Source organism: Azospirillum melinis, assembly GCF_013340935.1.
Classification (GTDB): domain Bacteria; phylum Pseudomonadota; class Alphaproteobacteria; order Azospirillales; family Azospirillaceae; genus Azospirillum; species Azospirillum melinis.
Window position 1 is genome coordinate 12,536 of the sequence record NZ_WHOS01000059.1, and the last position, 21,558, is coordinate 34,093.

21 protein-coding genes are annotated in these 21,558 nt (G+C 69.3%); 9 read left to right on the forward strand and 12 right to left on the reverse strand.

Translation table 11 applies throughout. The features are described 5' to 3' along the window. Positions 1-14 precede the first annotated feature (14 nt). Together GBZ48_RS28965 and GBZ48_RS28970 are read right to left on the reverse strand one after the other, a co-directional pair. Positions 15-968, reverse strand: a complete 954-nt coding sequence (locus GBZ48_RS28965) for a D-2-hydroxyacid dehydrogenase family protein (RefSeq protein ID WP_174474187.1) — start codon at positions 966-968, stop codon at positions 15-17. Between the two features lie 15 nt (positions 969-983). Then, the gene (locus GBZ48_RS28970) at positions 984-1,964 is read right to left on the reverse strand and encodes a phosphoribosylaminoimidazolesuccinocarboxamide synthase (RefSeq protein WP_174474188.1); all 981 of its coding nucleotides are present in this window, start codon (positions 1,962-1,964) and stop codon (positions 984-986) included. 103 nt (positions 1,965-2,067) lie between these two features. Here GBZ48_RS28970 and GBZ48_RS28975 point away from each other — a divergent pair, with 103 nt between their 5' ends. After that, entirely contained in the window at positions 2,068-2,844 is a 777-nt protein-coding gene (locus tag GBZ48_RS28975) for a 4'-phosphopantetheinyl transferase family protein (protein ID WP_246307536.1), read from the forward strand. A 161-nt stretch (positions 2,845-3,005) separates the two neighbouring features. On the opposite strand, the gene GBZ48_RS28980 is transcribed toward GBZ48_RS28975, so the two are convergent. From GBZ48_RS28980 to GBZ48_RS29005, 6 genes are all read right to left on the reverse strand, one after another. Continuing rightward, complete coding sequence (locus GBZ48_RS28980; protein ID WP_174474189.1) at positions 3,006-4,433, reverse strand: S41 family peptidase; 1,428 nt, start codon at positions 4,431-4,433, stop codon at positions 3,006-3,008. A gap of 295 nt (positions 4,434-4,728) precedes the next feature. Further along, positions 4,729-5,496 carry a sugar transferase gene (locus GBZ48_RS28985; RefSeq protein ID WP_425486023.1) on the reverse strand — a complete coding sequence of 256 codons (768 nt, stop codon included), beginning with the start codon at positions 5,494-5,496 and terminating at the stop codon, positions 4,729-4,731. A gap of 87 nt (positions 5,497-5,583) precedes the next feature. After that, positions 5,584-6,630 (reverse strand): hydrogenase expression/formation protein HypE, encoded by a 1,047-nt coding sequence (gene hypE / locus GBZ48_RS28990; protein ID WP_174474190.1) that lies wholly within the window; start codon positions 6,628-6,630, stop codon positions 5,584-5,586. A 47-nt stretch (positions 6,631-6,677) separates the two neighbouring features. Further along, positions 6,678-6,908: a HypC/HybG/HupF family hydrogenase formation chaperone gene (locus tag GBZ48_RS28995; RefSeq protein ID WP_174474191.1), complete on the reverse strand. Its 231-nt coding sequence runs from the start codon at positions 6,906-6,908 to the stop codon at positions 6,678-6,680. Positions 6,909-6,924: 16 nt separating this feature from the next. Next, positions 6,925-7,965: a hydrogenase nickel incorporation protein HypB gene (gene hypB / locus GBZ48_RS29000; RefSeq protein WP_174474192.1), complete on the reverse strand. Its 1,041-nt coding sequence runs from the start codon at positions 7,963-7,965 to the stop codon at positions 6,925-6,927. Positions 7,966-8,040: 75 nt separating this feature from the next. Further along, positions 8,041-9,237: a nickel-dependent hydrogenase large subunit gene (locus GBZ48_RS29005; RefSeq protein WP_246307538.1), complete on the reverse strand. Its 1,197-nt coding sequence runs from the start codon at positions 9,235-9,237 to the stop codon at positions 8,041-8,043. 255 nt (positions 9,238-9,492) lie between these two features. On the opposite strand from GBZ48_RS29005, the gene GBZ48_RS29010 reads away from it, so the two are divergent. From GBZ48_RS29010 to GBZ48_RS29040, 7 genes are all read left to right on the forward strand, one after another. Next, a complete protein-coding gene (locus GBZ48_RS29010; protein WP_174474194.1) occupies positions 9,493-10,092 on the forward strand; it encodes a HupE/UreJ family protein in 600 nt (199 codons plus the stop codon). A gap of 199 nt (positions 10,093-10,291) precedes the next feature. Continuing rightward, entirely contained in the window at positions 10,292-10,951 is a 660-nt protein-coding gene (locus GBZ48_RS29015) for a YjbE family putative metal transport protein (RefSeq protein ID WP_174474195.1), read from the forward strand. Positions 10,952-11,048: 97 nt separating this feature from the next. After that, positions 11,049-11,876: a DUF3618 domain-containing protein gene (locus GBZ48_RS29020; protein WP_174474196.1), complete on the forward strand. Its 828-nt coding sequence runs from the start codon at positions 11,049-11,051 to the stop codon at positions 11,874-11,876. 12 nt (positions 11,877-11,888) lie between these two features. Continuing rightward, positions 11,889-12,959: a YihY/virulence factor BrkB family protein gene (locus GBZ48_RS29025; RefSeq protein WP_174474197.1), complete on the forward strand. Its 1,071-nt coding sequence runs from the start codon at positions 11,889-11,891 to the stop codon at positions 12,957-12,959. Positions 12,960-13,254: 295 nt separating this feature from the next. Further along, positions 13,255-13,431 carry a hypothetical protein gene (locus GBZ48_RS29030; protein ID WP_174474198.1) on the forward strand — a complete coding sequence of 59 codons (177 nt, stop codon included), beginning with the start codon at positions 13,255-13,257 and terminating at the stop codon, positions 13,429-13,431. 223 nt (positions 13,432-13,654) lie between these two features. After that, a complete protein-coding gene (locus GBZ48_RS29035) occupies positions 13,655-14,353 on the forward strand; it encodes a hypothetical protein (protein ID WP_174474199.1) in 699 nt (232 codons plus the stop codon). Between the two features lie 58 nt (positions 14,354-14,411). Then, positions 14,412-15,011: a HutD/Ves family protein gene (locus tag GBZ48_RS29040; protein ID WP_174474200.1), complete on the forward strand. Its 600-nt coding sequence runs from the start codon at positions 14,412-14,414 to the stop codon at positions 15,009-15,011. On the opposite strand, the gene GBZ48_RS29045 is transcribed toward GBZ48_RS29040, so the two are convergent. Together GBZ48_RS29045 and GBZ48_RS29050 are read right to left on the reverse strand one after the other, a co-directional pair. Beyond that, complete coding sequence (locus GBZ48_RS29045) at positions 15,008-16,354, reverse strand: GH1 family beta-glucosidase (protein ID WP_174474201.1); 1,347 nt, start codon at positions 16,352-16,354, stop codon at positions 15,008-15,010. The two genes, GBZ48_RS29040 and GBZ48_RS29045, sit on opposite strands and share 4 nt — an antisense overlap. A gap of 2 nt (positions 16,355-16,356) precedes the next feature. Beyond that, positions 16,357-16,695: an acyl carrier protein gene (locus GBZ48_RS29050; RefSeq protein ID WP_098736002.1), complete on the reverse strand. Its 339-nt coding sequence runs from the start codon at positions 16,693-16,695 to the stop codon at positions 16,357-16,359. A 270-nt stretch (positions 16,696-16,965) separates the two neighbouring features. Between GBZ48_RS29050 and GBZ48_RS29055 the strand changes: the two genes are divergently transcribed. Then, the gene (locus GBZ48_RS29055; RefSeq protein ID WP_174474202.1) at positions 16,966-18,330 is read left to right on the forward strand and encodes a nucleobase:cation symporter-2 family protein; all 1,365 of its coding nucleotides are present in this window, start codon (positions 16,966-16,968) and stop codon (positions 18,328-18,330) included. Here GBZ48_RS29055 and yddG read toward each other — a convergent pair. Then, on the reverse strand, positions 18,327-19,259 hold the full coding sequence (yddG, locus tag GBZ48_RS29060) for an aromatic amino acid exporter YddG (protein ID WP_174474203.1): 933 nt from the start codon (positions 19,257-19,259) through the stop codon (positions 18,327-18,329). The genes GBZ48_RS29055 and yddG overlap by 4 nt on opposite strands. 101 nt (positions 19,260-19,360) lie before the next feature. Then, positions 19,361-21,439 carry a putative bifunctional diguanylate cyclase/phosphodiesterase gene (locus GBZ48_RS29065; RefSeq protein WP_174474204.1) on the reverse strand — a complete coding sequence of 693 codons (2,079 nt, stop codon included), beginning with the start codon at positions 21,437-21,439 and terminating at the stop codon, positions 19,361-19,363. Positions 21,440-21,558 lie beyond the last annotated feature (119 nt).

The following is a 21,558-nucleotide window of genomic DNA, read 5'->3' on the forward strand; positions in this document are numbered from 1 at the left end:
ATCCCTGTTGCCGTTCAGGCGGGAGAGAGAAGCCGCACCGGTGAGCCCGCCGTCCAGGCCAGGATGTCCTCCAGGGCGTCGCGGTAGAACACCGCGTAATTCTCCCGCGTCACGTAGCCGAGATGGGGCGTCAGTACGGTGTTGGGAAGGTCAAGCCAAAGGCTGTCTTTCGGCAGAGGCTCGATGGGGAAGACGTCGATTCCGGCGCCGCCGATATGGCCGTGGCTTAGCGCATGAACGAGCGCCGCCTCGTCCACCAGCCCGGCACGCGAGGTGTTGACGAAGAGGGCGGTCGGCTTCATCGCGCCGATCTCGTCGGCTCCGACCACGCCGCGGGTGCGCTCGCTCAGCACCAGATGGACGCTGACCACGTCGGAGGTCGCGAACAGCTCGCGCTTCTCCACACGGGTCACACCGGCATCAGCCGCGCGCTCGTCGGTCAGGTTGGGGCTCCAGGCCACCACCTCCATGCCGAAGGCCTGGCCGACCCTGGCGACCTTGCTGCCGAGCTTGCCCAGGCCCACCAGACCCAACCGCTTGCCGCCGAGATCGCCGGTCAGGCCGGTCTGCCAGCGGCCCTCGCGCAGCGCCCGCTCTTCGGTCGGGATGCGCTTGGCCAGCGCCAGGATCAGGCCCCAGGTCAGCTCCGCCGTCGGCGCCCCGACCATGCGGGTGCCGCAGACCGGGATGCCGCGGGCGGCGCAGGCCTTCAGGTCGATGGCGTTGTTGCGGGCGCCGGTGGTGATCAGCAGCTTGAGGTTCGGCAGCCGCCCGATCAGGGAGGCCGGGAACGGCGTGCGTTCCCGCATGATCACCAGCACGTCGAAGGGCTCCAGTGCCGCCGCCACCGCGTCCTCATCGCCGAGCGGCTTTTCGAACACCGTCAGGCTGCTTCCCGCCGGAAGCCGCGACCAGTCGGCGAGGTCGCTGGCGACCCCCTGATAGTCGTCGAGGATGGCGATGCGCATGGAGCCCGTCCCCCTTTACTTGGTGAAGTAGGGCGCCAGATTGGCGCGGATGCGGTCCAGCACCGGGACGGCGGTCGCCGGCACCTCGAACGGGCGGCCGGTGATGGTCTCGCCGGCTTCGATGTAGACGCGGGCGGCTTCCAGGACCACGTCGGCGGGGATTTCCGGAACATCCTGGGTGTAGGGATCGCAGCGGGCGACGACCCAGTTGCGGACGAAATCCTTGTCGAAGCTCTCGGGCTTTTCGCCGGCCTCGAACCGCTCCTGATAGCTGCCGGCGAACCAGTAGCGCGAGCTGTCGGGGGTGTGGATCTCGTCGGCCAGAAGGATGTTGCCGTCCGCGTCGAAACCGAACTCGTACTTGGTGTCGACCAGGATCAGGCCACGCTCGGCCGCCATCTTCTGGCCGCGGGCGAACAGGGACAGCGCCTTGTCCGACACCTCGTCCCACTGGGCGCGGGTCAGCAGGTTGCGCTCCACGATCTCGGTGGCCGTCAGCTCCTCGTCATGGCCGGCGTCGAAGGCCTTGGTGGTCGGCGTGATGATCGGGGTGCCGAGCTTCTGGTTCTGGCGCAGCCCGTCGGGGAAGATGTGGCCGTACATCTCGCGCCGGCCCTGCTTGTACATCGACCAGATCGAGGTGCCGGTGGTGCCGGCCATATAGTCGCGGACCACGACCTCGACCGGCATGATGGTCAGCCGCTTCGCCACCACCACGTTGGGATCCGGATATTCCAGCACATGGTTGGCGCAGATGTCCTTCGTCGCCTCGAACCAGAAGCGGGCGGTCTGGGTCAGCACCTGCCCCTTGAAGGGGATGGCGGTCAGGGCGCGGTCGAAGGCCGACAGCCGGTCGGTTGTGATGAGGATGCGCCTGCCGTCCGGAAGGTCGTAGTTTTCACGCACCTTGCCGCGGTAATGATTGGGCAGCTCCGGGATGAAGGCGTCGCGAAGAACGTTGGTCAGATGCGGGGCGAGCAGGGCGGTGTCAACCATGGGATCCTGGTCCGGATGCAGGGGCGGATGCGAGAGGCGCGCATGATACCCGAAACCCCTGCCGGAGCCAGGACGCTAATTTAGGAGGGAGGATCGCTGTCCGATGCATGACGGGACCATCGAAATGCCGGGCGCCGGGGGCGCAACCGGGCTCGCCGGCGATTATGTCCTGGCCCCCGGAGTCGTCCGCGTCTGGTTCGCAGATCTCACCGCGCTGTCCGGACAGAAGGCGGCGATGCGCGCCCTGCTGTCCGGCGACGAGGTGGAGCGCGCCGACCGTTTTCTTATGGAGAGGCTGACCGACCGCTTCATCCTGCGCCGCGGGCTGCTGCGGCTGCTGCTGGGGCGCTGCACCGGCCGCGATCCGGCGGGGCTGGTCTTCGACTATGGGACGCACGGCAAGCCGTCCCTGCCCGGCGGCCCGGCCTTCAACCTCAGCGACAGCGAGGACAGCCTCGCCATCGCCGTGGCGGCGGAGGGGCGGATCGGCGTCGACATCGAACGGCTTCGTTCCATCGAAAGCGCCGACGGCATCGCCGACCGCTTCTTCCACGCCACCGAGCGCGCCGCCCTGCAGGGGCTGGGGCCGGAGCGGCGGGACGAGGGCTTCCTGCTGGCTTGGACGCGGAAGGAGGCCTTCATCAAGGCGGCCGGCGTCGGGCTGTCGATGCCGCTCGACCAGTTCGCGGTCGAGGTGAAGCCCGACGCACCCCCGGCCCTGCTGGACGTCGACACGCGGTTGCGCGGCGACGTCGGCGTGCCGGCCGACTGGAGCCTGTTCGACCGCCGGGTGCTCCCCGGCACCATCGCCGCCATCGCGGCGCACGGGACCGGCTGGATGGTGGAGACTAGGGTGATCGATGCGGGGTTCGTGGGGTAGGAGGCGTTGCGGCACTTGATTGTGCCGGCGCTTCTTTAGCCGTCATCCCCGCGAAGGCGGGGATCCAGCAGCCTTGCGGATCAGTGGTCGAGCCGGATGGATTCCTGCCTTCGCGGGAATGACGGTCGATATGGAAAGGTATCGGCTTCGACCGGTCTTCCTCACTCCCCGCCGGCCAGCGTCCCGGTCAGGCGGTTGCGGATGGCGGAGACGGCGCATTCCAGCGGGCGGTCGTCGTCGGGCTTGGGGGCCTTGTCCATCACGTCGGGGCACATGTCCTGTGCCATCCACACCTGCGGCTTCGGCGGGACCGGGGCGTTGGGGTCGCAGGTCGCCGGGTCGGGGTGGGTTTCCTCGGTGCTGCCGTGGGTCGGCTTGACCTCCAGGTTCGGCGAGACGCCGAAGCAGTCCACCAGCGCGCCCGACGGGCGGTAGTAGCGGGCGGTGGTCAGCCGGATGCCGGTGTCGACGCTGAGCGAGGAAATCGTCTGCACCGACCCCTTGCCGTAGGAGCGGGAGCCGAACAGCAGCGCCCGGTGATGGTCCTGCAGGGCGCCGGCCACGATCTCGGACGCGGACGCCGAGCCGCTGTTGATCAGCACCACCACCGGCAGCCCGGCCATCAGGTCGCCCGCGGTGCCGCGGTAGGTGCGGGACTCCTCCGGATCGCGGCCGCGGACCGACACGATGTCCACATTCTCCAGGAAGCGATCGGCCACCTGCACCGCCTGCTCCAGCAGGCCGCCGGGGTTGTTGCGCAGGTCGATGACGGCGCCGGTCAGCCGGCCCTTCGACTGGCGGCGCATGTCCTCGATGGCCGAGTCCAGCGCCGAGGAGGTCGACTGGTTGAAAGTGGCGATGCGGACGTAGGCGACGTTGCCCTCCAGCCGGTAGCGCACCGGCTGGATCTTCACGATGGCGCGGGTCAGCGAGACGCGGGTGTTGGCGTCGGTCGCCGGCGGGCGCCGGATCGACAGGGCGACCGAGCTGCCGACCGGGCCGCGCATGCGGGCGACGGCGTCGTGCAGGTTCAGCCCCTTCACCGCCACGTCGTCGATGCGGGCGATCAGGTCGCCGCTGCGCAGGCCGGCGCGGGCGGCGGGCGAGCCGTCGATGGGGGAGACGACCTTGATCAGGCCGCTTTCCTCATCCATCGTCACTTCGATGCCCAGCCCGCCGAACTCGCCCTGCGTCTGTTCGCGCAGATAGCGGTAGCGCTCGGCGTCGAGGAAACTGGAATAGGGATCGAGCCCCCCCAGCATGCTGTCCAGCGCCGCTTCGGTCAGCAGCCGGTCGCTGGCCTTCGGGTTCTCCGCCTTCTTCTTCTTCAGCCCGTCTTCCGCCTTGTCGATCAGCACCTGCGGATCGAAGGGCTTCACATGCTCCGTCAGGACACGGCGCATGGCATCGGAGAAGAGGACATAATTTCGGTCGGCGGTGGACAGCGACCCGTAGCCGCGGATTTTCGCGAAGTCCGTACGGTAGCGGTCGAGCGCCGCGACGGTGTCGGCACGGCTGGTGGGCGCCACGGCGCAGGCGGGCCCGATCGCCACCATCATCAGCAGCAGGGCAGCCAGCAGCTTCGCCATCCTTGGACCCTCTTGACTGGCCGATCCGGCCGGCGGTCTTGCACGCATCGTTCACTATACCAGGGTTTAGCCGGTTGCCCCGACCCTAGCACGTCGTCCGCCCATTCTCAAAGTCCACCCCGATTTCGGCAAGAGGGCATGCCGGGGGTGGAACGGCCGAACCGCACAATGGAGCGGAGTCCTGACATAGGATGCACAAACAGCGATGTCGCGCGCCCCGATGGGACGCACGACCGGCGCGAACGGATGAGTGCTTTCGGAGGGTGTGGACGCCGCAGGACCCGAGGAGAGGCGCTCAGTAGGCGCCGCTGCCCTTCACCACGACGCGCACGGTGCGCAGCATGATGCCGATGTCGGCCCAGAAGTTCCAGCCGACGACATAGGCGGTGTCGAGCTGGACGCGGCGCACGTAATCGACGTCGCTGCGGCCGCTGACCTGCCACAGCCCGGTCAGGCCGGGGCGGCAGCGGGTGTAGAAGGGGAAGCAGGCGTGATAGTAGGACACCTCGTCGTCGATGATCGGACGCGGGCCGACCAGGCTCATGTCGCCGCGCAGCACGTTGACCAGCTGCGGCAGCTCGTCCAGGCTCGATTTGCGCAGGAAACGGCCGACCGGGGTGATGCGCGGGTCGTTGCGCAGCTTGCGCGTCGCCAGCCATTCGGCGCGCGCCTCCCCGTCGGTGGCGAGCAGCCGTTCCAGCACCTCGGCGGAATTGACCACCATGGAGCGGAACTTCAGGCAGGTGAAGGAACGCCCGTCGGCGCCGATGCGCCGGTGGCCGAACACCGCCGGGCCGCCGTCGCGCGCCACCATCCAGGCCAGCACCACCATCAACGGTCCGAAAACGGCGAGCAGTCCCAGCGCGCCGACGATGTCGAAGGCGCGTTTGACGCGGTGCCTGTGCAGAGGGGGGCAACCGGGAAGCCGGTCCATCGCCTGCATCGCCGACCGGGTCCCGGCCATCCGGCCGGGGTCCAGACGGGGAGCGCCCAAAAGAGCGATGTTGGACAACGCCATTGTATCTCTCGTCGCTGATCGTCTCTGGTCAGAGCATAGGACCATCCGAGAGAGGCAACGGCCAGCGCGCGAAAGGGGTCCCGCCAATGGGGCCGATTGTTTGGAAACAGCGGGTTAGCCCGCCGGTACGTATCAGCAGATACGGGGAAGCTGTTCTCCGGTCAGCCAATCCACGATCCGGCGGCCGCCGAAGCGGGTCTCCATCTGAACGAAGCGGTGGGAGTCCTCCACCACCCGTCCGATGCAGGCGGCATCCCGTCCCAGCGGGTGATCGCGCATGGCGGAGAGCAGGCGGTCGCACTCCTCCTCGGCGCAGATCGCGATCAGCTTACCTTCGTTGGCGGCGTAAAGCGGGTCGAGCCCCAACAATTCGCAGGCCGCCGTCACCTGCGCCCGCACCGGGATGTCGGCCTCGCGCAGCCGCATGCCGACGCCGGACTGGTGGGCGATCTCGTTGAGCGTCGTCGCCAGCCCGCCGCGGGTCGGGTCGCGCAGCACATGCACGTCCGGCACCGCCGCCACCATCGCCGCGACCAGCCCGTTCAGCGCGGCGCTGTCGGACAGGATCGCCGTTTCGAAGCCCAGATTGTCGCGGGTCGACATGATGGCGACGCCATGGTCGCCCATGGTGCCGCTGACCAGGATCACGTCGCCGGGCCGCGCCCGGTCGCCCGACGGGGCGACGCCGGGCGGCACCATGCCGATGCCGGTGGTGGTGATGAAGAGGCCGTCGCCCTTGCCGCGCTCCACCACCTTGGTGTCGCCCGACACGATGGCGACCCCGGCCTCCCGCGCTGCGGTGGCCATGCTGTCGACCACCCGTTTCAGGTCGGCGAGCGGGAAGCCCTCTTCGATGATGAAGCCGGCGGTCAGGTGCAGCGGCACGGCACCGGCCATGGCGACGTCGTTCACCGTGCCATGGATGGCCAGCGACCCGATGTCGCCGCCGGGAAAGAACAGCGGCGAGACGACGAAGCCGTCGGTCGTCATCACCATGCGCCCGCCCGGCACGTCGAAGGCGGCCTGATCGTTGCCCTGATCGAGATACGGGTTGGCGAAGGCGGCGGCGAACAGCTCGCGCACCAGCTGCGCCATCGCCTTGCCGCCCGACCCATGGGTCATGTCCACCGCCCCGCGGGCGATGTCGAGCTTGCGGGTGAAGAGGCGGCGGTCGGTCATGGCGGGGAGTCCGGATGGTCGGCGGGCGTATGAAAGGGGAGGGGGCGTCAGGCCGCGGCGTCGGATTCTGCGACTTCGGCCAGGAGTGCGAGCGTTCGCTCGGCTTCCTCCGCATCCAGGCGGGACAGGGCGTAGCCGACATGGACGATCACGTAGTCGCCGACGGCGACGCCTTCCACCAGCTCCAGCGAGCAGGTGGAGGTGACGCCGCCCAGGCTGACGGTGGCGCGGTCGTCGGGCAGCAGGGCGGTGACCAAGGCGGGGACGGCAAGGCACATGGCGGCGGTCCTCCGGTCAGACGGCTGCGGTGGCGGCGTGAGACGCGCGGGCCTCGGCCAGCCCGTCGGCGATCCAGTCGTACCACTCCTCCAGCCCCTGGCCGGTGGTGGCCGACAGCTGGATCACCGCCAGTGACGGGTTCAGGCGCTGGGCGTAGCCGATCATCCGCTCCACATCGAAGGTCAGATGGGGCAGCAGGTCGATCTTGTTGACGACCAGCAGGTCGGCACGGACGAACATGTCCGGGTATTTCAGCGGCTTGTCCTCGCCCTCCGTCACCGACAGCACGACGACGCGGTGGGTCTCGCCGAGGTCGAAGCCGGCGGGGCAGACCAGATTGCCGACATTCTCGACGAACAGCACGCCGTCCCCGGCGAACTGGCCGTCGGCCGCCAACTTGTCGGCGGCCTGCGCCACCATCGAGGCGTCGAGATGGCAGCCCTTGCCGGTGTTGACCTGCACCGCCGGGGTGCCGGTGGCGCGGATGCGGTCGGCGTCGAAGCTGGTCTGCTGGTCGCCCTCGATCACCGCGACGGGGAAGCGGCCCTTCAGATCGGTCAGGCTGCGGGTCAGCAGGGTCGTCTTGCCCGAACCGGGGCTGGACATCAGGTTCAGCACGAATACGCCGCGGTCGGCGAAGCGACGGCGGTTGACGGCGGCCAGCCCGTCGTTCTTCGCCAGGATGTCGCGCTCGATGGTGACCAGCCGCGGCTGGTTCAGCGCGGCACCGCCGTCGATGGCGTCCGGCCGGTCGGGGCGGTGGTGGTCGTGGGCGGCGTGATGATGGTGGCCGTGGTCATGGCTGTGATCGTGCCCATGATCATGATTCTCGTGGTCGCCGTGGACATGATCGTTATGGCTGTGGCGGAACACCGTGCCGTCGGGGGCGACATGCTCATGGGTGTCGTCATGGTGATGGTGGGCGTGGTGATGGTGCGCTTCGCCGTGGCGGTGGCGGTAGACCTTCCCGTCGGGGCCGATGTGCTCATGCCCGGCATCGGTGGCCTTGCCGTCAATTCGGGTCTCGCCTTCGCCGCATCCGCAAACCGTGCACATCACGCGCTCTCCCACTCTTCCATCCGCAAGACGCCCGCCATCATCGACTTGCCCGCGGGCTTCGGCAAGCGCTCGTCATTCGTGTACGTCTATGCCGCAGGCGACGCAGGGATCCAGCATCGCGACCAGCAGCCGCACCCGCTCCACCGCATCGTCGCGGTCGCGCACCGCCGCTCCGGCGAGGCCACGCGCCAGCGGGCCATCGGCGGCGAAATTCCAGTCGGTCGGCGCCACCATCCGGGCATCGGCCAGCCGGCCGTCCCCGTCCAGCCGCAGCCAGTGGGCCAGCCGTCCGCGCGCCGTCTCCGCCACGCCGCAGCCCTCGCCGGGACCGGACGAACCAGAGGCGACCGGGTCGGCCGGTCGAAGAGCGGCGATGGCCGCCTCCATCCGCCGCGGCAACTCCGCCAGATCGGCGAGCCGCGCCGCGAACAGCCGGGCCAGCCCGTCGCCGAAGCGCTCCGTCACCGAGACGACCAGCGGGTGGTCCACCTGCCGCTCCAGCGGGCCGGTCAAGGCCGGGACACCGTTGCGGCGGGGGGCGGTGGCGAAGGCCGGATCGCCGGCCAGCGCCGTCGCGAACCAGCCGGGCGACCGTTCCCCGAGCAGCGGCACGCCGCACGCCCCCCAGCCGGCCAGACTCCAGCCCGCTGGAGCGGGCGACAGCAGCCGGGCGGCCAGCAGCGCCGCGTCCGTGCCGCCGCGCGCCGCCCAGCCGGCCAGTTCGTCAGCATCCCGCGGCGGCGGGCCGGCGAAGACCGTCGCCCCCAGCCAGCCGGCCATCCGGTCCAGCGCGCTGCGCAGAGCCGCGAAGTCCGGCCGCAGGACGCCGCCGCCGGGGCGCAGCCCATCCTTGGCCGGATAGAGCGCCGGCAGGACGGCGGACACCGCGCTCCGAAGCTCGCGCAGGGCCGCCGGCCGCGGCGGAGCGCCCAGGCGCACCGGCCATTCGACCACCGCCTGCCAGCCATGGCTGTCCAGCGCCTCCGCATCGGTCAGCAGGCTGCGCGCCGCGTCATGGGCGCCCACGTCGAGTCCCAATGCCGCCTCGCAGGCGCGGGCGACGGCCAGTCCCTGGGCGCTGCCGCACAGGCTGAACAGCAGGGGCGCCAGCCGCGCCGCCTCATCCGCCCTGCGGCCGACCAGGGCGGCGACGGCGCGCGGGCGGCGGGCGGCGACCTCGGCCCGGCGGATGGCCATGCCCTCCGGACCGCCGTCCAGCCACAGCCGGACGGACACCGAACCCTCTCCGGGAAGCATGACGGTGGACATTGGAGGTTCCTGGGGCGGCATTTCCTGGGAGTTAACGGATTGCATCCTGACGGATCGGGGGTGCAACTCATTGACCTGCGTCAAAATACGTAGATCCGGTGGGGGTGTAGCGCTGTCTCGGCCATGGCCGGGCCGGCTCTTTCTGCTACACTTCGCCCCAACCGCGCCACACCGTCCGGTTTCCCCTGCGTCGGGCGGGAAAGCCGGGACGGCACAATCCGATGGGCGCGACACGACATCAGAGGATGCTGGTCAATGAAACGTTTCCCTCTCGCCTCGGCCGTCCTGCTGGCCGGGCTGGTGCTGCCCGCGGTCGCCGACGCCCACACCTTCGGCGCCCATGACGCCGGTTTCGCCCACGGCTTCCTGCATCCGATCGGCGGCTGGGACCATCTGCTGGCGATGGTGGCGGTCGGGCTGTGGGCGGCGCAGCGCGGCGGTGCCGCCCTGTGGGCGCTGCCGGCGGCCTTCGTCACCGCCATGATCGGCGGCGGCCTGCTGGGCATGACCGGCATCGAGCTGCCGGCGGTGGAGCTGGGGATCGCCGGGTCGGTGATCGTGCTGGGCGCCCTGATCGCCGCGCAGTCGCGCCTGTCGCTGCCGGTGTCGCTGGTCGTGGTCTCGGCCTTCGCCCTGTTCCACGGCCATGCCCATGGCGCCGAGATGCCGGAGGCGGCACAGCCGCTGCTCTACGGCCTGGGCTTCGCGCTCGCCACCGCGCTCCTGCATGGCGCCGGCGTCGGCGCCGCCCTGTCGCTGCGCGGCGTCGTCCGCGGCGGCAAGGGCGCGCTGGCCCTGCGCGGGCTGGGTGCGGCCATCGGCCTCGGCGGCGTGGCCCTGGTGGCGCTGGCCTGAGCGCCGCCGCCGATTCGCCCATGACGGCTGGTCGATGATGGAAGGGCCGGGCGGGAAACCGTCCGGCCCTTCGGCGTTCTGGGCTCCGCGACATTTTCTACCGCGGCCGGGTGGCGATGTTGCGCCACCGCGCGTTCACGCGCTATAGGGCGGATCTTCCCCGCCCGCCTCCCTTCCACCGACAATCGACGGACCGCCCGTGGACTCGCTGATTCCCGAACTGATCGCGCTTGGCCAAGTGGTCTTCATCGACCTCGTGCTTGCCGGTGACAACGCCATCGTCGTCGGCATGGCCGCTGCCGGAGTGGCGCGGGAAAAGCGGGCCCGCGTGATCTTCTGGGGCATCGCCGCCGCGGTGGTGCTGCGCATCGGCTTCGCGCTGGCGGCGACGAAGGTGATGGACATCATCGGCCTGACGCTGGCCGGCGGTCTCCTGCTGCTATGGGTGTGCTGGAAGCTGTTCCGCGAACTGCGCAGCCAGCGCGAGGAAGCCCAGGCCGCGGCGCTGGTCGCCGATGGGGACGGGGATGAGGCCGGCGATGGCGGGGCTTCGGCCCCGGCCGGCGGCGGCAAGTCGGTGCGCACCGCCATCTGGGAGGTGATCGTCGCCGATGTCTCTATGTCGCTCGACAATGTGCTGGCGGTGGCCGGTGCGGCGCGCGAGCATCTCTGGGTACTGGCCATCGGGCTTCTGCTGTCGGTGGCGCTGATGGGGGCGGCGGCCAGCGTGATCGCGCGGCTGCTGAACCGCTTCCACTGGATCGCCTATCTGGGATTGCTGGTCATCGTCTATGTCGCCATCCGCATGATCTGGCAGGGCAGCATCGAGGTGATGGCCTTCGCCCAGATCATCGGCTGACCTTATGGGATGACCGCCGGGGTCGAAGCGGGAGGAGCCGGAACAATCGGCTTTTGATTGTGTTGCAAGCCGGCAGCCCCCACAGGAGACGCCCGGCATGACCCATCAGAACGACGCCATTCCGTCCGACGCTCCTCCCAACACGACAGCCACCCAGGGCCGCCGCCCGGAGGAGATCGAGCACGAAATCCAGTCGATCCGCGCCCGCATGGATTCGGTGATCGACGAGATCGAGTTCCGCCTGTCGCCCGGCCAGATGTCCGGCGGGGTGGTGCAGGTGGTGCGCGACGTGATCCAAGGCGGCGGCGACGGACTGTCGGGCCGCATCGCCCGCGCCGTGCGCGCGAACCCCATTCCCGTGGCGCTGATGGGCGTCGGCGCCCTCTGGCTCGCCGTGGCGGTCGCCCGCACGCCGGAGTCCGCCACCGAATTCGACGATTATGCCCCCGGCGGGCGGCAGCTCGACCCGCGCAGCCGACATCTGCTGACCGACCTGACCGGCGCCTGCCGCGACGGGGCCGAGGCCTTCCGCCGCGCCGACATGACCATCGCCGATCCGTCGCTGTCCGGCCGCCTGCAGGAGCTGGCCGACCAGCTCGACCGCAGCGCCGTGGCGCTCGACGACGAACTGCGCCAGGGCGGCGGCTGGATCGAGACCGCCGGCGACGGTGCGCGCGTCTGGTCGCCGATGCACGGGCTGGCGCAGGCCAGCGCCCGCAGCGTGATGGCCGGAGCCGGCGGGCCGGGTGCCCGCGGCGACCTGCTGGCCCGGCTGGAAAGCGGGCTGGACGGCACGCTGGCGCTGTTCCGCGACGCCCTGCGCGATGCGCCGGACGACCATCTCCAGGTCGCCATCGGTGCCCAGTTCCACGCGCTGGAAACGGCGCGGCACCGCGTCGGCGCGCTCCGCGAAGCCGTGGCCTGAGGAGGACGGGGGATGCTGGGGCTGAGCCGCCGACATTATTACGAGCACCGCAACCGTTTGAACCGGCAGCACGGCGCGCAGCATGGCGGCGGGCACGGTGCCAATGACGGGGTCAATGGCGGCGACAGCCGGGGCCGGTCGGCGGACAGCCCGTCGGAGATCCCCAAGAAGGGCTGGAAGGACATCCTGCTGCGGGTGTGGGACGAGCAGAGCAAGGACAATGTGTCGATGCTGGCCGCCGGCGTCGCCTATTATGCCCTGCTCGCCATCTTCCCGGCCATCGCGGCGCTGGTGTCGATCTACGGCCTCGTCGCCGACCCGTCGACGATCGAGAGCCAGCTGAACCAGCTGGGCAGCCTGCTGCCGCCGGACGCCCTCAGCATCGTCAGCGACCAGGCGCGCAAGGTGGCGACCGCCCCGTCGCAGGGGCTGGGCTTCGGCCTGATCTTCGGCCTGCTGCTGACGCTGTGGAGCGCCTCGCGCGGGACCAATTCGCTGGTGTCGGCACTGAACATCGCCTATGGCGAGAAGGAGACGCGCGGCTTCCTCACGCTGGCGGCGCTGTCGATGGGGCTGACGGTAGCCGGGCTGCTGTTCGTCATCCTCGCCATGGCGCTGATCGTCGCCGTCCCGGCCGCCATCAACATCATCGGGCTGAAGGACACGCCGATCGGCTGGATCGCCAGCCTTGCGCGCTGGCCGATCCTGGCGGTGACCATCATGCTGGCACTGGCCGTCTTCTACCGCTACGCCCCGGACCGGCGGGAACCGCAATGGCGCTGGGTCACCTGGGGCTCGGCGATGGCGACCATCGTCTGGCTGCTGGGCTCGCTCGGCTTCTCCGTCTATGTGTCGAACTTCGGCAGCTACAACGAGACCTACGGGTCGGTCGGCGCCGTCGTGGTTCTGTTGCTGTGGTTCAACCTGACCTCCTACGTCGTGCTGCTGGGGGCGGAGCTGAACGCGGAGATCGAACACCAGACCGCCCGCGACACCACGGACCGCGACGGCCGTCCGGCCCGGCCGCTGGGCCAGCGCGACGCCTATGTCGCCGACACGGTGGGAGAGCGGAAGGCGAGCTAGCCGCGAAGGCATTGTTTTGCCCAAATGCCTCTTGGCAAGCCGGTGGCCGCGCGCTATGGTCGCCCCCATGCAACAGATGCTCACCATCGCGTCCTGCGGACGCTCCCGATATTTTGGCCGCTGGTTTCGTTCGGCGGCCTAGGAACGCGCATCTGTCGCTCACTCCCGAAGCCGCCCGGACCGACCCGCGGCGGCTTTCGTGTTTGTGATCCCCGGCCCTTCATGGGCTGCACATCCTGAAAAATCCGAACACGGGCGACCCGGGCGGCTTCATCACAAGCCGAGAGAGGTTGTCATGTTCGATTTCGATGTCGTCACCGGCCCCACCCAGCCGCCCCACTGCCATCTCGCCGACGAAGCCGTGAGCCCGGCCGGTTCCGAGTCGGTCCTCCAGCCGCCCAGCCTCGCCGCTGCTGCTGCCCGCGCCCTGGCCGAGCCGCATACGGCGAAAGGAGAAAAGCCGCGATCCTGATGCGGATCGGGCCGCCGACGGTGGCGTGCAGGGACCGCATCCCAGCTTTCGACCAAAAAAATCACGAATCCTACCTATGTTCGGCCGGCTGTTGTCGTATACTCCCTTTGGGCAGACGTGTCCGGGTGGCGGCTCAGCCGGCCGCACTCTTGTTGGCAAGTTCCTCGGCGGCGTCCGGGTTGGGTCGGGCGTGATGGTCGGATCGGAAGAAGGATGACGAATCATGGCGGATGATGCTCTCTCAAGCGTCAACTCTATGGTCTCCAGCCTCAACGCGTCGATCAACAGCGCGGTCGAGGCCATCAAGAAGTCGCAGAGCAATCAGGCTGTCGGCGACGTCAAGGAATATTCCAAGACGGTCAAGAAGTCGGCGCTGACCACCACGGCGGGCGCCACCGACATCGGCGTGCTTGCCAAGAACACCACCCGCCTGAACGTCGCCAGCACGCTGGCGGCGAACGACAAGGTCGATTTCTACAAATTCAAGGTCACCCAAAAGGGCGAGATGACCATGGGTCAGGTCGGCGACGACGGCCTGCGCGTCCAGTTGATGAACAAGCTCGGCCGCGTGGTGGCCGACAGCGACCCGAAGGCCGGCGACGACTACAAGGCCTTCAAGCAGTTGCAGGCCGGCAACCTGACGGTCGACAAAGGCGATTACACCCTGCGCGTGACCCGCGACAAGGGCCAGTCGGACAAAGACCCGAAGAACTACGCCATGCAGCTGGTCATGGGGAACTACAGCCAGGATTTCGACACCGTCGCCAAGCAGCCGGCCAAGGGCGACACCGGCATGGCGCTCACCACCGGCCAGCAGGCGACGCTCGACGGCCTGAACCAGGCAATCGGCAGCATGAACTCCATCCCCACCGGACAGACCGGCACACAGAAACTGATGGGCAGCTTCAGCCTGTTCGTGTGAAGCCATGCTCACTGCTGTGCTATGACGGAGCGGAGCCGATCCGTTCCGGAGCAAGATTTTGCAGTCCATCACGCGCCTGAGCCCCGCCGACCATCGCCGCGTTCCCTGGAAGAACGGCGGTGGCGTTACCACCGAACTGGCGGTGGAACCGGCCGCCGATGGCCGCCCCGATGGCCGTTTCGTCTGGCGCGTCAGCATCGCCGACGTGGTGGAGCCCGGCCCCTTTTCCGCCTTTCCTGGCTATGACCGGCTGATCGCCGTGGTGGAGGGCGACGGCATGCGCCTGTCGGTCGATGGCGCCCCGCCGGTGGAGCGCCGCCGCCTGGACCCCGCCTTTGCCTTTCCTGGCGAGGTCCCGGTGTGGTGCGAGCCGACCGCCGGCCCGATCCGTGATGTCAATTTGATGCTCGACCGGGCATCTGCGGCCGGCATGCTGGCCCTGCTGGCCGGTTCCGCTGCGCACCGGGCCAATGTGCATCAGGCGTCAGGCGACGTGCTGCTGGTCCATGCCCTTGCCGGCATGCTGACGGTTACCCCCGAGGACGGCGAGGCGCTGACGGTTCCCGCCGGGCACAGCCTGCTCCTGCACGACGCGGCGGCGCTGGTGGAGGCGCCGGCCGGGGCGGAGGGTGTCTGTGCCGAGGTCTGGCGGCGTTAGGGTTTCGCCGCCCGGATCAGATCCGTGTACCAGCGTGCCGAATCCTTCGGCGTGCGGACCAGGGTCTGGAAATCGACGTGGACGATGCCGAAGCGCTGGCCATAGCCGCTGCCCCATTCGAAATTGTCCAGCAGCGACCAGACGAAATAGCCGCGCACGTCGGCACCCTGGGCCATCGCGTCGCGCATCGCCGCGTTGTAGATGGTCAGGTAATTGATGCGGTGGGGGTCGTGGACCCTGCCGTCCGGGCTGACGGCGTCGCTGCCGCCGCAACCGTTCTCCGTCACCACGATGGGCAGGCGGTAGCGGCGCTGGATGGTCAGCAGCTCGTCCCGGAAGGCATCGGGGAAGATCGCCCAGCCGACGCCGTGGGTCGGCGAATCGGCCGGCGCGTCACCCCAGCCATAGCCCCAGCTCCGGGCCGGATCGGCCTTGGCGAAGATCGGGCCGTAATGGTTCAGCCCGAACCAGTCCACCGGCCGGGCAATGCGCGCCATGTCGCCGGACTGGACATAGGGCTCGATGGCGGCGGCGGTCTGCGGCGGGTAATGGCCCAGGATCTGCGGGTCGCAGAAGACCAGATTCCAATGCTCGTCCAGCAGGGCGGCGGCGGCGCGGTTCTCCGGCGTGTCGGTCTCCGGGATCACGACCTGACGGTTGTGGATGGCGCCGATGGAGGCGCCCGGCACCATGTCGCGCAGCACGTCCACCCCGGTGCCATGGGCGAGGTTGACATGGTGGATGGCGCGCAGATGCTGCGCCCGGTCGACGATTCCCGGCGCCGCCCAGGGAATTGCATAGCCGAACAGGGTGAAGACCGAGAATTCGTTGAAGGTGATCCAGCGCTTCACCCGGTCGCCGTAGCGCCGGGCGCAGAGTGCCGCATAGTCGGCGTACCAGCCGGCGCAGTCGCGCGACGACCAGCCGCCCAGATCCTGCAAGGCCTGCGGCAAATCCCAATGGTAGAGGCACAGCCAGGGCTCGATGCCCGCCTCCAGAAGCCGGTCGATCAGCCGGTCGTAGAAATCCAGCCCCGCCTCGTTCACCGCCCCCTTGCCGTGCGGCATCACCCTGGGCCAGGAGATGGAGAAGCGGTAGGCGTCGACGCCCAGCCCCTTCATCAGGGCCACATCCTCCGGCATGCGGTGGTAGTGGTCGCAGGCGACGTCGCCGGTGTCGCCGTTCACCACTCCGCCCTGGGTGCGGCAGCGCACGTCCCAGATGCTGGCACCGCGCCCGTCCTCGGCCGCCGCCCCTTCGATCTGATAGGCGGAGGTGGAAACGCCCCAGACGAAGCCCGGCGGGTACGGGGTGGACGGATTTCGGGAGGTCCGGTCGTTCATCGTCAGGCTGCGATCTGGTTGATGCTGCGGCAGCGGGCCTCGAAGGCGTCGGAGATGAATTCGGGGCGCTTGTAATAGCCCTTGATCCAGCTCGCCAGCAGGCAGAGTTCCTCCAGCTTCACCAACTCGTCCAGCGTCCCGTCGGGAAAGCGGATGGCGAAGCTCTCGGCGATATATTCCAGCACCTGCTCGACCTGGTCGATGGACAGCTGGATGTCGGTTTCCAGCGTCGCATTGCGGGTCAGCAGAGCCTCATCGACCCCATACTCGTCGCGGATCAGCTTCACGATCCAACGGAACATGTGCATCCAGTTGGATACACCCTCGATCGACTTGCTCATCGCGACGCTCGGCTTCGGTTGCGCGAAAGGGGTATGCGGCAGCGACTGTACGCACGGATCGTTAAAGAATAACGCAGCCCCCGTCGGGGTCTCCAGCCGGGCGCGGCAATAAACCGCGCGGCTTTTGCCACCTGTGCGGGCAGCGGCGCCGTGGATTTGCCCAAGCCTTGTGCATCGGCAGGCGGCAGGGCGGCCGGAAACCGCCATTCGTCAGCACGGCACGCCCCATGCAGAAAAGAAACCGACCGATTGAAATGCGAGGCTTCCGCCATGAAAAGCGCCGCCACCCCCGATGTCCATCCCGTCGACGAGGTTCTGGCGCCCTGGCGGCTGTTGGCGCTGGGGTTGCAGCATGTCCTGGTGATGTATGCCGGGGCCATTGCGGTGCCGCTGATCGTCGGCGGCGCCTTGAAGCTGCCGAAGGACCAGATCGCCATGCTGATCAACGCCGACCTGTTCGCCTGCGGCGTGGTCACGCTGATCCAGGCGGTGGGGGTCTGGCGATTCGGCATCCGGCTGCCGGTGATGATGGGCGTCACCTTCGCCGCAGTCGGCCCGATGGTGGCGATGGCGACCAACCCGTCGCTGGGGCTGCTGGGGATTTATGGCGCGGTGATCGGGGCGGGCGTCTTCGCCATCCTGGCCGCACCGCTGGTCGGCCGGCTGCTGCCGCTGTTCCCGCCGGTGGTGACCGGCAGCGTCATCGCCATCATCGGCGTCTCGCTGATGCGGGTGGGGGTGGGCTGGGCCGGCGGCGGTGTCGGCAACCCGCGGTTCGGCGACCCGGCCTTCCTGGGCGTGGCCGCCTTCGTGCTGCTGACGATCCTGGCGCTGATGAAGCATGGCCGCGGCTTCGTCCGCAACGTCGCGGTGCTGCTGGGGCTGGTGGCCGGCATGGTGCTGGCGATGGTTCTGGGCATGGTCGATTTCAAAGGGCTGGGTGAGGCGCCGTGGGTCGTGCTGGTCCAGCCCTTCCAGTTCGGCATGCCGGTGTTCGATCCGGTCGCCATCCTGACCATGTCGCTGGTGATGATCGTGGTGATGATCGAGTCGACCGGCATGTTCCTGGCCGTCGGCGACATGGTCGGCCGTCCGGTGAGCCGGGAGGATCTGGTCCGCGGCCTGCGCACCGACGGGCTGGGCACGCTGATCGGCGGCGTCTTCAACACCTTCCCCTACACCTCCTTCTCGCAGAATGTCGGGCTGGTCGGGGTGACGGGCGTGCGCAGCCGCTGGGTTTGCGCTGCGGGCGGGCTGATCCTGCTGCTGCTCGGGCTGCTGCCGAAGCTGGCCCATGTGGTGGCGTCGGTGCCGGCCTTCGTGCTGGGCGGGGCCGGGCTGGTGATGTTCGGCATGGTGGCGGCGACCGGCGTGAAGATCCTTACGCAGGTCGATTTCGCCGGCCGGCGCGAGAACCTGATCGTCGTGGCGGTCAGCATCGGCGTCGGGCTGATCCCGCTGGTGTCGGACAGGTTCTTCTCGCAGATGCCGGCTTTCCTGTCGCCGCTTCTGCACAGCGGCATCCTGCTCGGCACCCTGACGGCGGTGGCGCTGAACTGGTACTTCAACGGGCTGGCGAGCGCCGACCGAGCCCGCCACGACGTCGCGGCCGCCGCGCAGGGGGCGGAGGCTTAGGCCTTCCGCCGCAGCAGGTCCTTGCTGGCGAGCAGCGACCCGCCGGCGATCAGGGCGCAGGACACCCAGATGATGCCCGAATTGGGGGCGAGGCCGAACAGGACCAGCAGCAGGGTCGACAGCAGGGGCGCCAGATAGGACAGCGCCCCCAGCGCCCGGATATCGCCGTGGCGCACACCGTAATCCCAGACGAAGAAGGCCGCACCCACCGGTCCCAGCCCGAGCAGAAGCATCGCTCCCCAGCCGGCGGCGCTGTCCGGCCACACCGTGCGCTCCAGCGCCAGATGGCAGAGCAGCGACAGCAGCGCGGTGACGAGGCAGAAGGCGCTGACCGCATCGGTCGGCGCCTCGCCGATCTGGCCCAGCCGGCGGCGCAGCACCGAATAGCCGGCCCAGGTGACGGCGCTGCCGAGTGCCGCGGCATAGCCCGGCAGATGCGCCGGATCGATGGAAAATCCACCCACCGAGTCGCTGGTGCCACCGCGCGCGATCAGCAGGGCGGTGCCCGCCAGCCCGGCGACGGCGCCGCCGACATGCCACGCCCGCAGCCGCTCCCCCGGCAGCAGGGCGGAGAACAGCACGATCAGCAGCGGCCACAGATAGTTGATCAGGTTGGCCTCCACCGGCGGAGCTGCCTGCAAGGCCATGAAATAGAGAAAGTGGAAGCCGAACAGCCCGCCGACGCCCAGTGTCCAGGCCGCGACCGGCTGGCGGAAATAGCGCAGCGGGTTGTCGCCGCGGGACGCGGTCCAGCCGCTGCCGACCAGGAAGGCCAGCAGGAAGGAGGTCGCCACCAGCTGGAACGGCGGCACCATGGCGGCCAGCGTCGCCAGCGGGGCCAGGGTCGCCCACAGCAGGATGGCGATGAAGCCGACCAGCGTGGCGCGGTTGGATGAGCGGCGGTCGGGCAGGGTCGATGAGACGGTCATGGGGGCGTATCGGTCGGTTGGCGCTGAGGTGGCGACCATAGCCGGCATGTTGAGGGCTGTCTTGACCGGACCTCCGCCGCGCATTGACCGAAACTCCGGCCTCATGCCGTCATCGGCAGCGGCTCGGTCCGGGCGAAGGCGGTCATCACCATGGCTTCGGCCGCTTCGGCCGCCAGCGGGCGCGAGATCAGATAGCCTTGCAGGCAGTCGCAGCCGGCCTCCGCCAGCCAATGGCGCTGCTCGGCGGTCTCCACCCCCTCCGCCACGGTGGACAGCAGAAGCCGCTGGGCGAGCGCGATGACGGTGGAGGCGATGTCGGGGGCATGCGGCAGGTCGTTGACGAAGCTGCGGTCGATCTTCAGCACATCGACCGGCAACTGGCGCAGATAGGCCAGCGAGGAATAGCCGGTGCCGAAATCGTCGATGGCGATGCGCACCCCGAGATCCCGCAGCCGGTTCAGCGTCGGCAGATGGTGGCGCACGTCCTTCATGATGACGGTCTCGGTGATCTCCAGCTCCAGCAGGTTGGGCGGCGTGCCGTGGCGCTGCAACACCTGTTCGACCAGCCGGGCGAAGCCGGGATCGGCAAGCTGGCGGGCCGAGACGTTGACCGCCACCGGCACCGGGCCATGGTCGAGCGCCCAGCGGGTCGCGGTGCGGCAGGCCTCCTCCAGCACCCAGCGGCCGATCTCGATGATCAGGCCGGTGTCCTCGGCGACCGGAATGAAATCCGCGGGCGAGACCGCCGCCCCCTCGTGCCGCCAGCGGATCAGCGCCTCGAAGCCGGTCAGCCGGCCGCCCGCCGCCTCGATCTTCGGCTGGTAGACCAGCTCGAAGGCGCGCGCCGCCACCGCCTCGCGCAGGCCGGACTCCAGCCGCAGGCGGGTCTCCGCCCGGTCGGTCATCTCGCGGGTATAGAAGACGAAGCGGTCGCCGCCCGCCGCCTTGGCCGCCTGCATCGCCGAATCTGCCATCCGCATCAGGCCGGTGGCGTCCGGCGCTTCTCCATTCCCCGCTTCCGGATGGACGGCGATGCCGATGCTGGCGGTGAGATGGACGCGGTGTTCCCCCACCTCGCGCAGCGAGGACAGGCCGTCGAGCAGCCGTTGCGCGACCATCGCCGCCTCGTCCCGGTCGGCGACGCGCTCCAGCACCACCAGGAACTCGTCGCCGCCCAGCCGGCCGACGGTGTCGCAGCGGCGCACGCTGGCGCCCAGCCGCTCCGCCACCCGGCAGAGCAGCAGGTCGCCGATGCCGTGTCCCAGGCTGTCGTTCACCCGCTTGAAGCGGTCGAGGTCGACAGACAGCACCGCCAGCCGGCCGGCATCCGGTTCGCGCGCGCGATTCGCCAGCTCGATGGCGTGATCCAGCCGGTCGAGCAGCAGAGCGCGGTTCGCCAGCCCGGTCAGCGGGCAGCGCGTCGCCAGCCGCCGCAGCTCGTCATGTTCGTGCTCCAGCAGGGTGAGGGTCTGGTTGAAGCGGGCAATGACGAAGCCGAGCTCGTCGTCGGCATGGCCGCGCGGCACGGCCAGCGGCTGGCCATAGGGCTTTTCCGGGTCGATCCGCGCCACCGCGCGGCCGATCTGCAGCAGCGGGCGGGTCAGCAGCCGGTGGAACACCGCCGCCATCGCCAGCCCGATCAGCAGGTTGCGCAGAGTCCCCGCCACCAGCGCCGCGGAAACATAGGTGAGGAAGCCGGAGGCCGCCCGTCCGGTGTCGATGCCGACAACCAGTTGTCCGATCCGCGAGCTGTCGGCGGCCCGTGGTCCGCTCGCCACTCCGTTCGGCGGGGTCATCAACTCGTGCGTCACCACCGGCCGGTCGACGAACAGCAGGGCGGTCGCCCCGCGTTCAAGGAGGCTGGCCGGCTTGGGCGGGCGTTCGCGGCGCGCCAGCAGGGTGCCGTCGCTGAGACGGATTTCCGCCCAGGCGGCGTTGGCGCGGACCATGCCTTGCAACACCTGTCCGGCCAGCTCCGCGTCGATCAGCCAGGCGGCGCTGGCGGCCGGCCCCTCGACCAGCGCGACCACATCCTTGACCTGCGCCAGCGCCGCCGCCCGCTCGCGCGTGGCGGTCCAGGCGAATTCGGCCGCGGTGATGGTCAGGCCGATGACGAAGGCGGCGAGGACCGCGTGAATCGCCTGCTTCAGCGTCAGGCTGCGCAGGACTGGGATCGCCATCGCACCGTTCCTAAGGCCGGGTGTTTCGCATCGCTGCCCCTGCCTGGGGTTAAACCTTTCGGCAGGGACGGCGAACCGCAGCATTAGTGGTGCGGGCGATGACCGGGACGCGGCGGAGC

What these genes read in the sequence shown, in the direction of transcription:
- GBZ48_RS29025 (WP_174474197.1), top strand. Translation starts at nt 11,889, where the DNA reads ATGCTGGGGCTGAGCCGCCGACATTATTACGAGCACCGCAACCGTTTG.
- GBZ48_RS29020 (WP_174474196.1), top strand. Translation starts at nt 11,049, where the DNA reads ATGACCCATCAGAACGACGCCATTCCGTCCGACGCTCCTCCCAACACG.
- GBZ48_RS29010 (WP_174474194.1), top strand. Translation starts at nt 9,493, where the DNA reads ATGAAACGTTTCCCTCTCGCCTCGGCCGTCCTGCTGGCCGGGCTGGTG.
- hypB (WP_174474192.1), bottom strand. Translation starts at nt 7,965, where the DNA reads ATGTGCACGGTTTGCGGATGCGGCGAAGGCGAGACCCGAATTGACGGC.
- yddG (WP_174474203.1), bottom strand. Translation starts at nt 19,259, where the DNA reads ATGACCGTCTCATCGACCCTGCCCGACCGCCGCTCATCCAACCGCGCC.
- GBZ48_RS28970 (WP_174474188.1), bottom strand. Translation starts at nt 1,964, where the DNA reads ATGGTTGACACCGCCCTGCTCGCCCCGCATCTGACCAACGTTCTTCGC.
- GBZ48_RS29005 (WP_246307538.1), bottom strand. Translation starts at nt 9,237, where the DNA reads ATGTCCACCGTCATGCTTCCCGGAGAGGGTTCGGTGTCCGTCCGGCTG.
- GBZ48_RS28995 (WP_174474191.1), bottom strand. Translation starts at nt 6,908, where the DNA reads ATGTGCCTTGCCGTCCCCGCCTTGGTCACCGCCCTGCTGCCCGACGAC.
- GBZ48_RS29045 (WP_174474201.1), bottom strand. Translation starts at nt 16,354, where the DNA reads ATGAACGACCGGACCTCCCGAAATCCGTCCACCCCGTACCCGCCGGGC.
- GBZ48_RS28980 (WP_174474189.1), bottom strand. Translation starts at nt 4,433, where the DNA reads ATGGCGAAGCTGCTGGCTGCCCTGCTGCTGATGATGGTGGCGATCGGG.
- GBZ48_RS28985 (WP_425486023.1), bottom strand. Translation starts at nt 5,496, where the DNA reads ATGGTCCTATGCTCTGACCAGAGACGATCAGCGACGAGAGATACAATG.
- hypE (WP_174474190.1), bottom strand. Translation starts at nt 6,630, where the DNA reads ATGACCGACCGCCGCCTCTTCACCCGCAAGCTCGACATCGCCCGCGGG.
- GBZ48_RS29050 (WP_098736002.1), bottom strand. Translation starts at nt 16,695, where the DNA reads ATGAGCAAGTCGATCGAGGGTGTATCCAACTGGATGCACATGTTCCGT.
- GBZ48_RS28965 (WP_174474187.1), bottom strand. Translation starts at nt 968, where the DNA reads ATGCGCATCGCCATCCTCGACGACTATCAGGGGGTCGCCAGCGACCTC.
- GBZ48_RS29055 (WP_174474202.1), top strand. Translation starts at nt 16,966, where the DNA reads ATGAAAAGCGCCGCCACCCCCGATGTCCATCCCGTCGACGAGGTTCTG.
- GBZ48_RS29030 (WP_174474198.1), top strand. Translation starts at nt 13,255, where the DNA reads ATGTTCGATTTCGATGTCGTCACCGGCCCCACCCAGCCGCCCCACTGC.
- GBZ48_RS29065 (WP_174474204.1), bottom strand. Translation starts at nt 21,439, where the DNA reads ATGGCGATCCCAGTCCTGCGCAGCCTGACGCTGAAGCAGGCGATTCAC.
- GBZ48_RS29035 (WP_174474199.1), top strand. Translation starts at nt 13,655, where the DNA reads ATGGCGGATGATGCTCTCTCAAGCGTCAACTCTATGGTCTCCAGCCTC.
- GBZ48_RS28975 (WP_246307536.1), top strand. Translation starts at nt 2,068, where the DNA reads ATGCATGACGGGACCATCGAAATGCCGGGCGCCGGGGGCGCAACCGGG.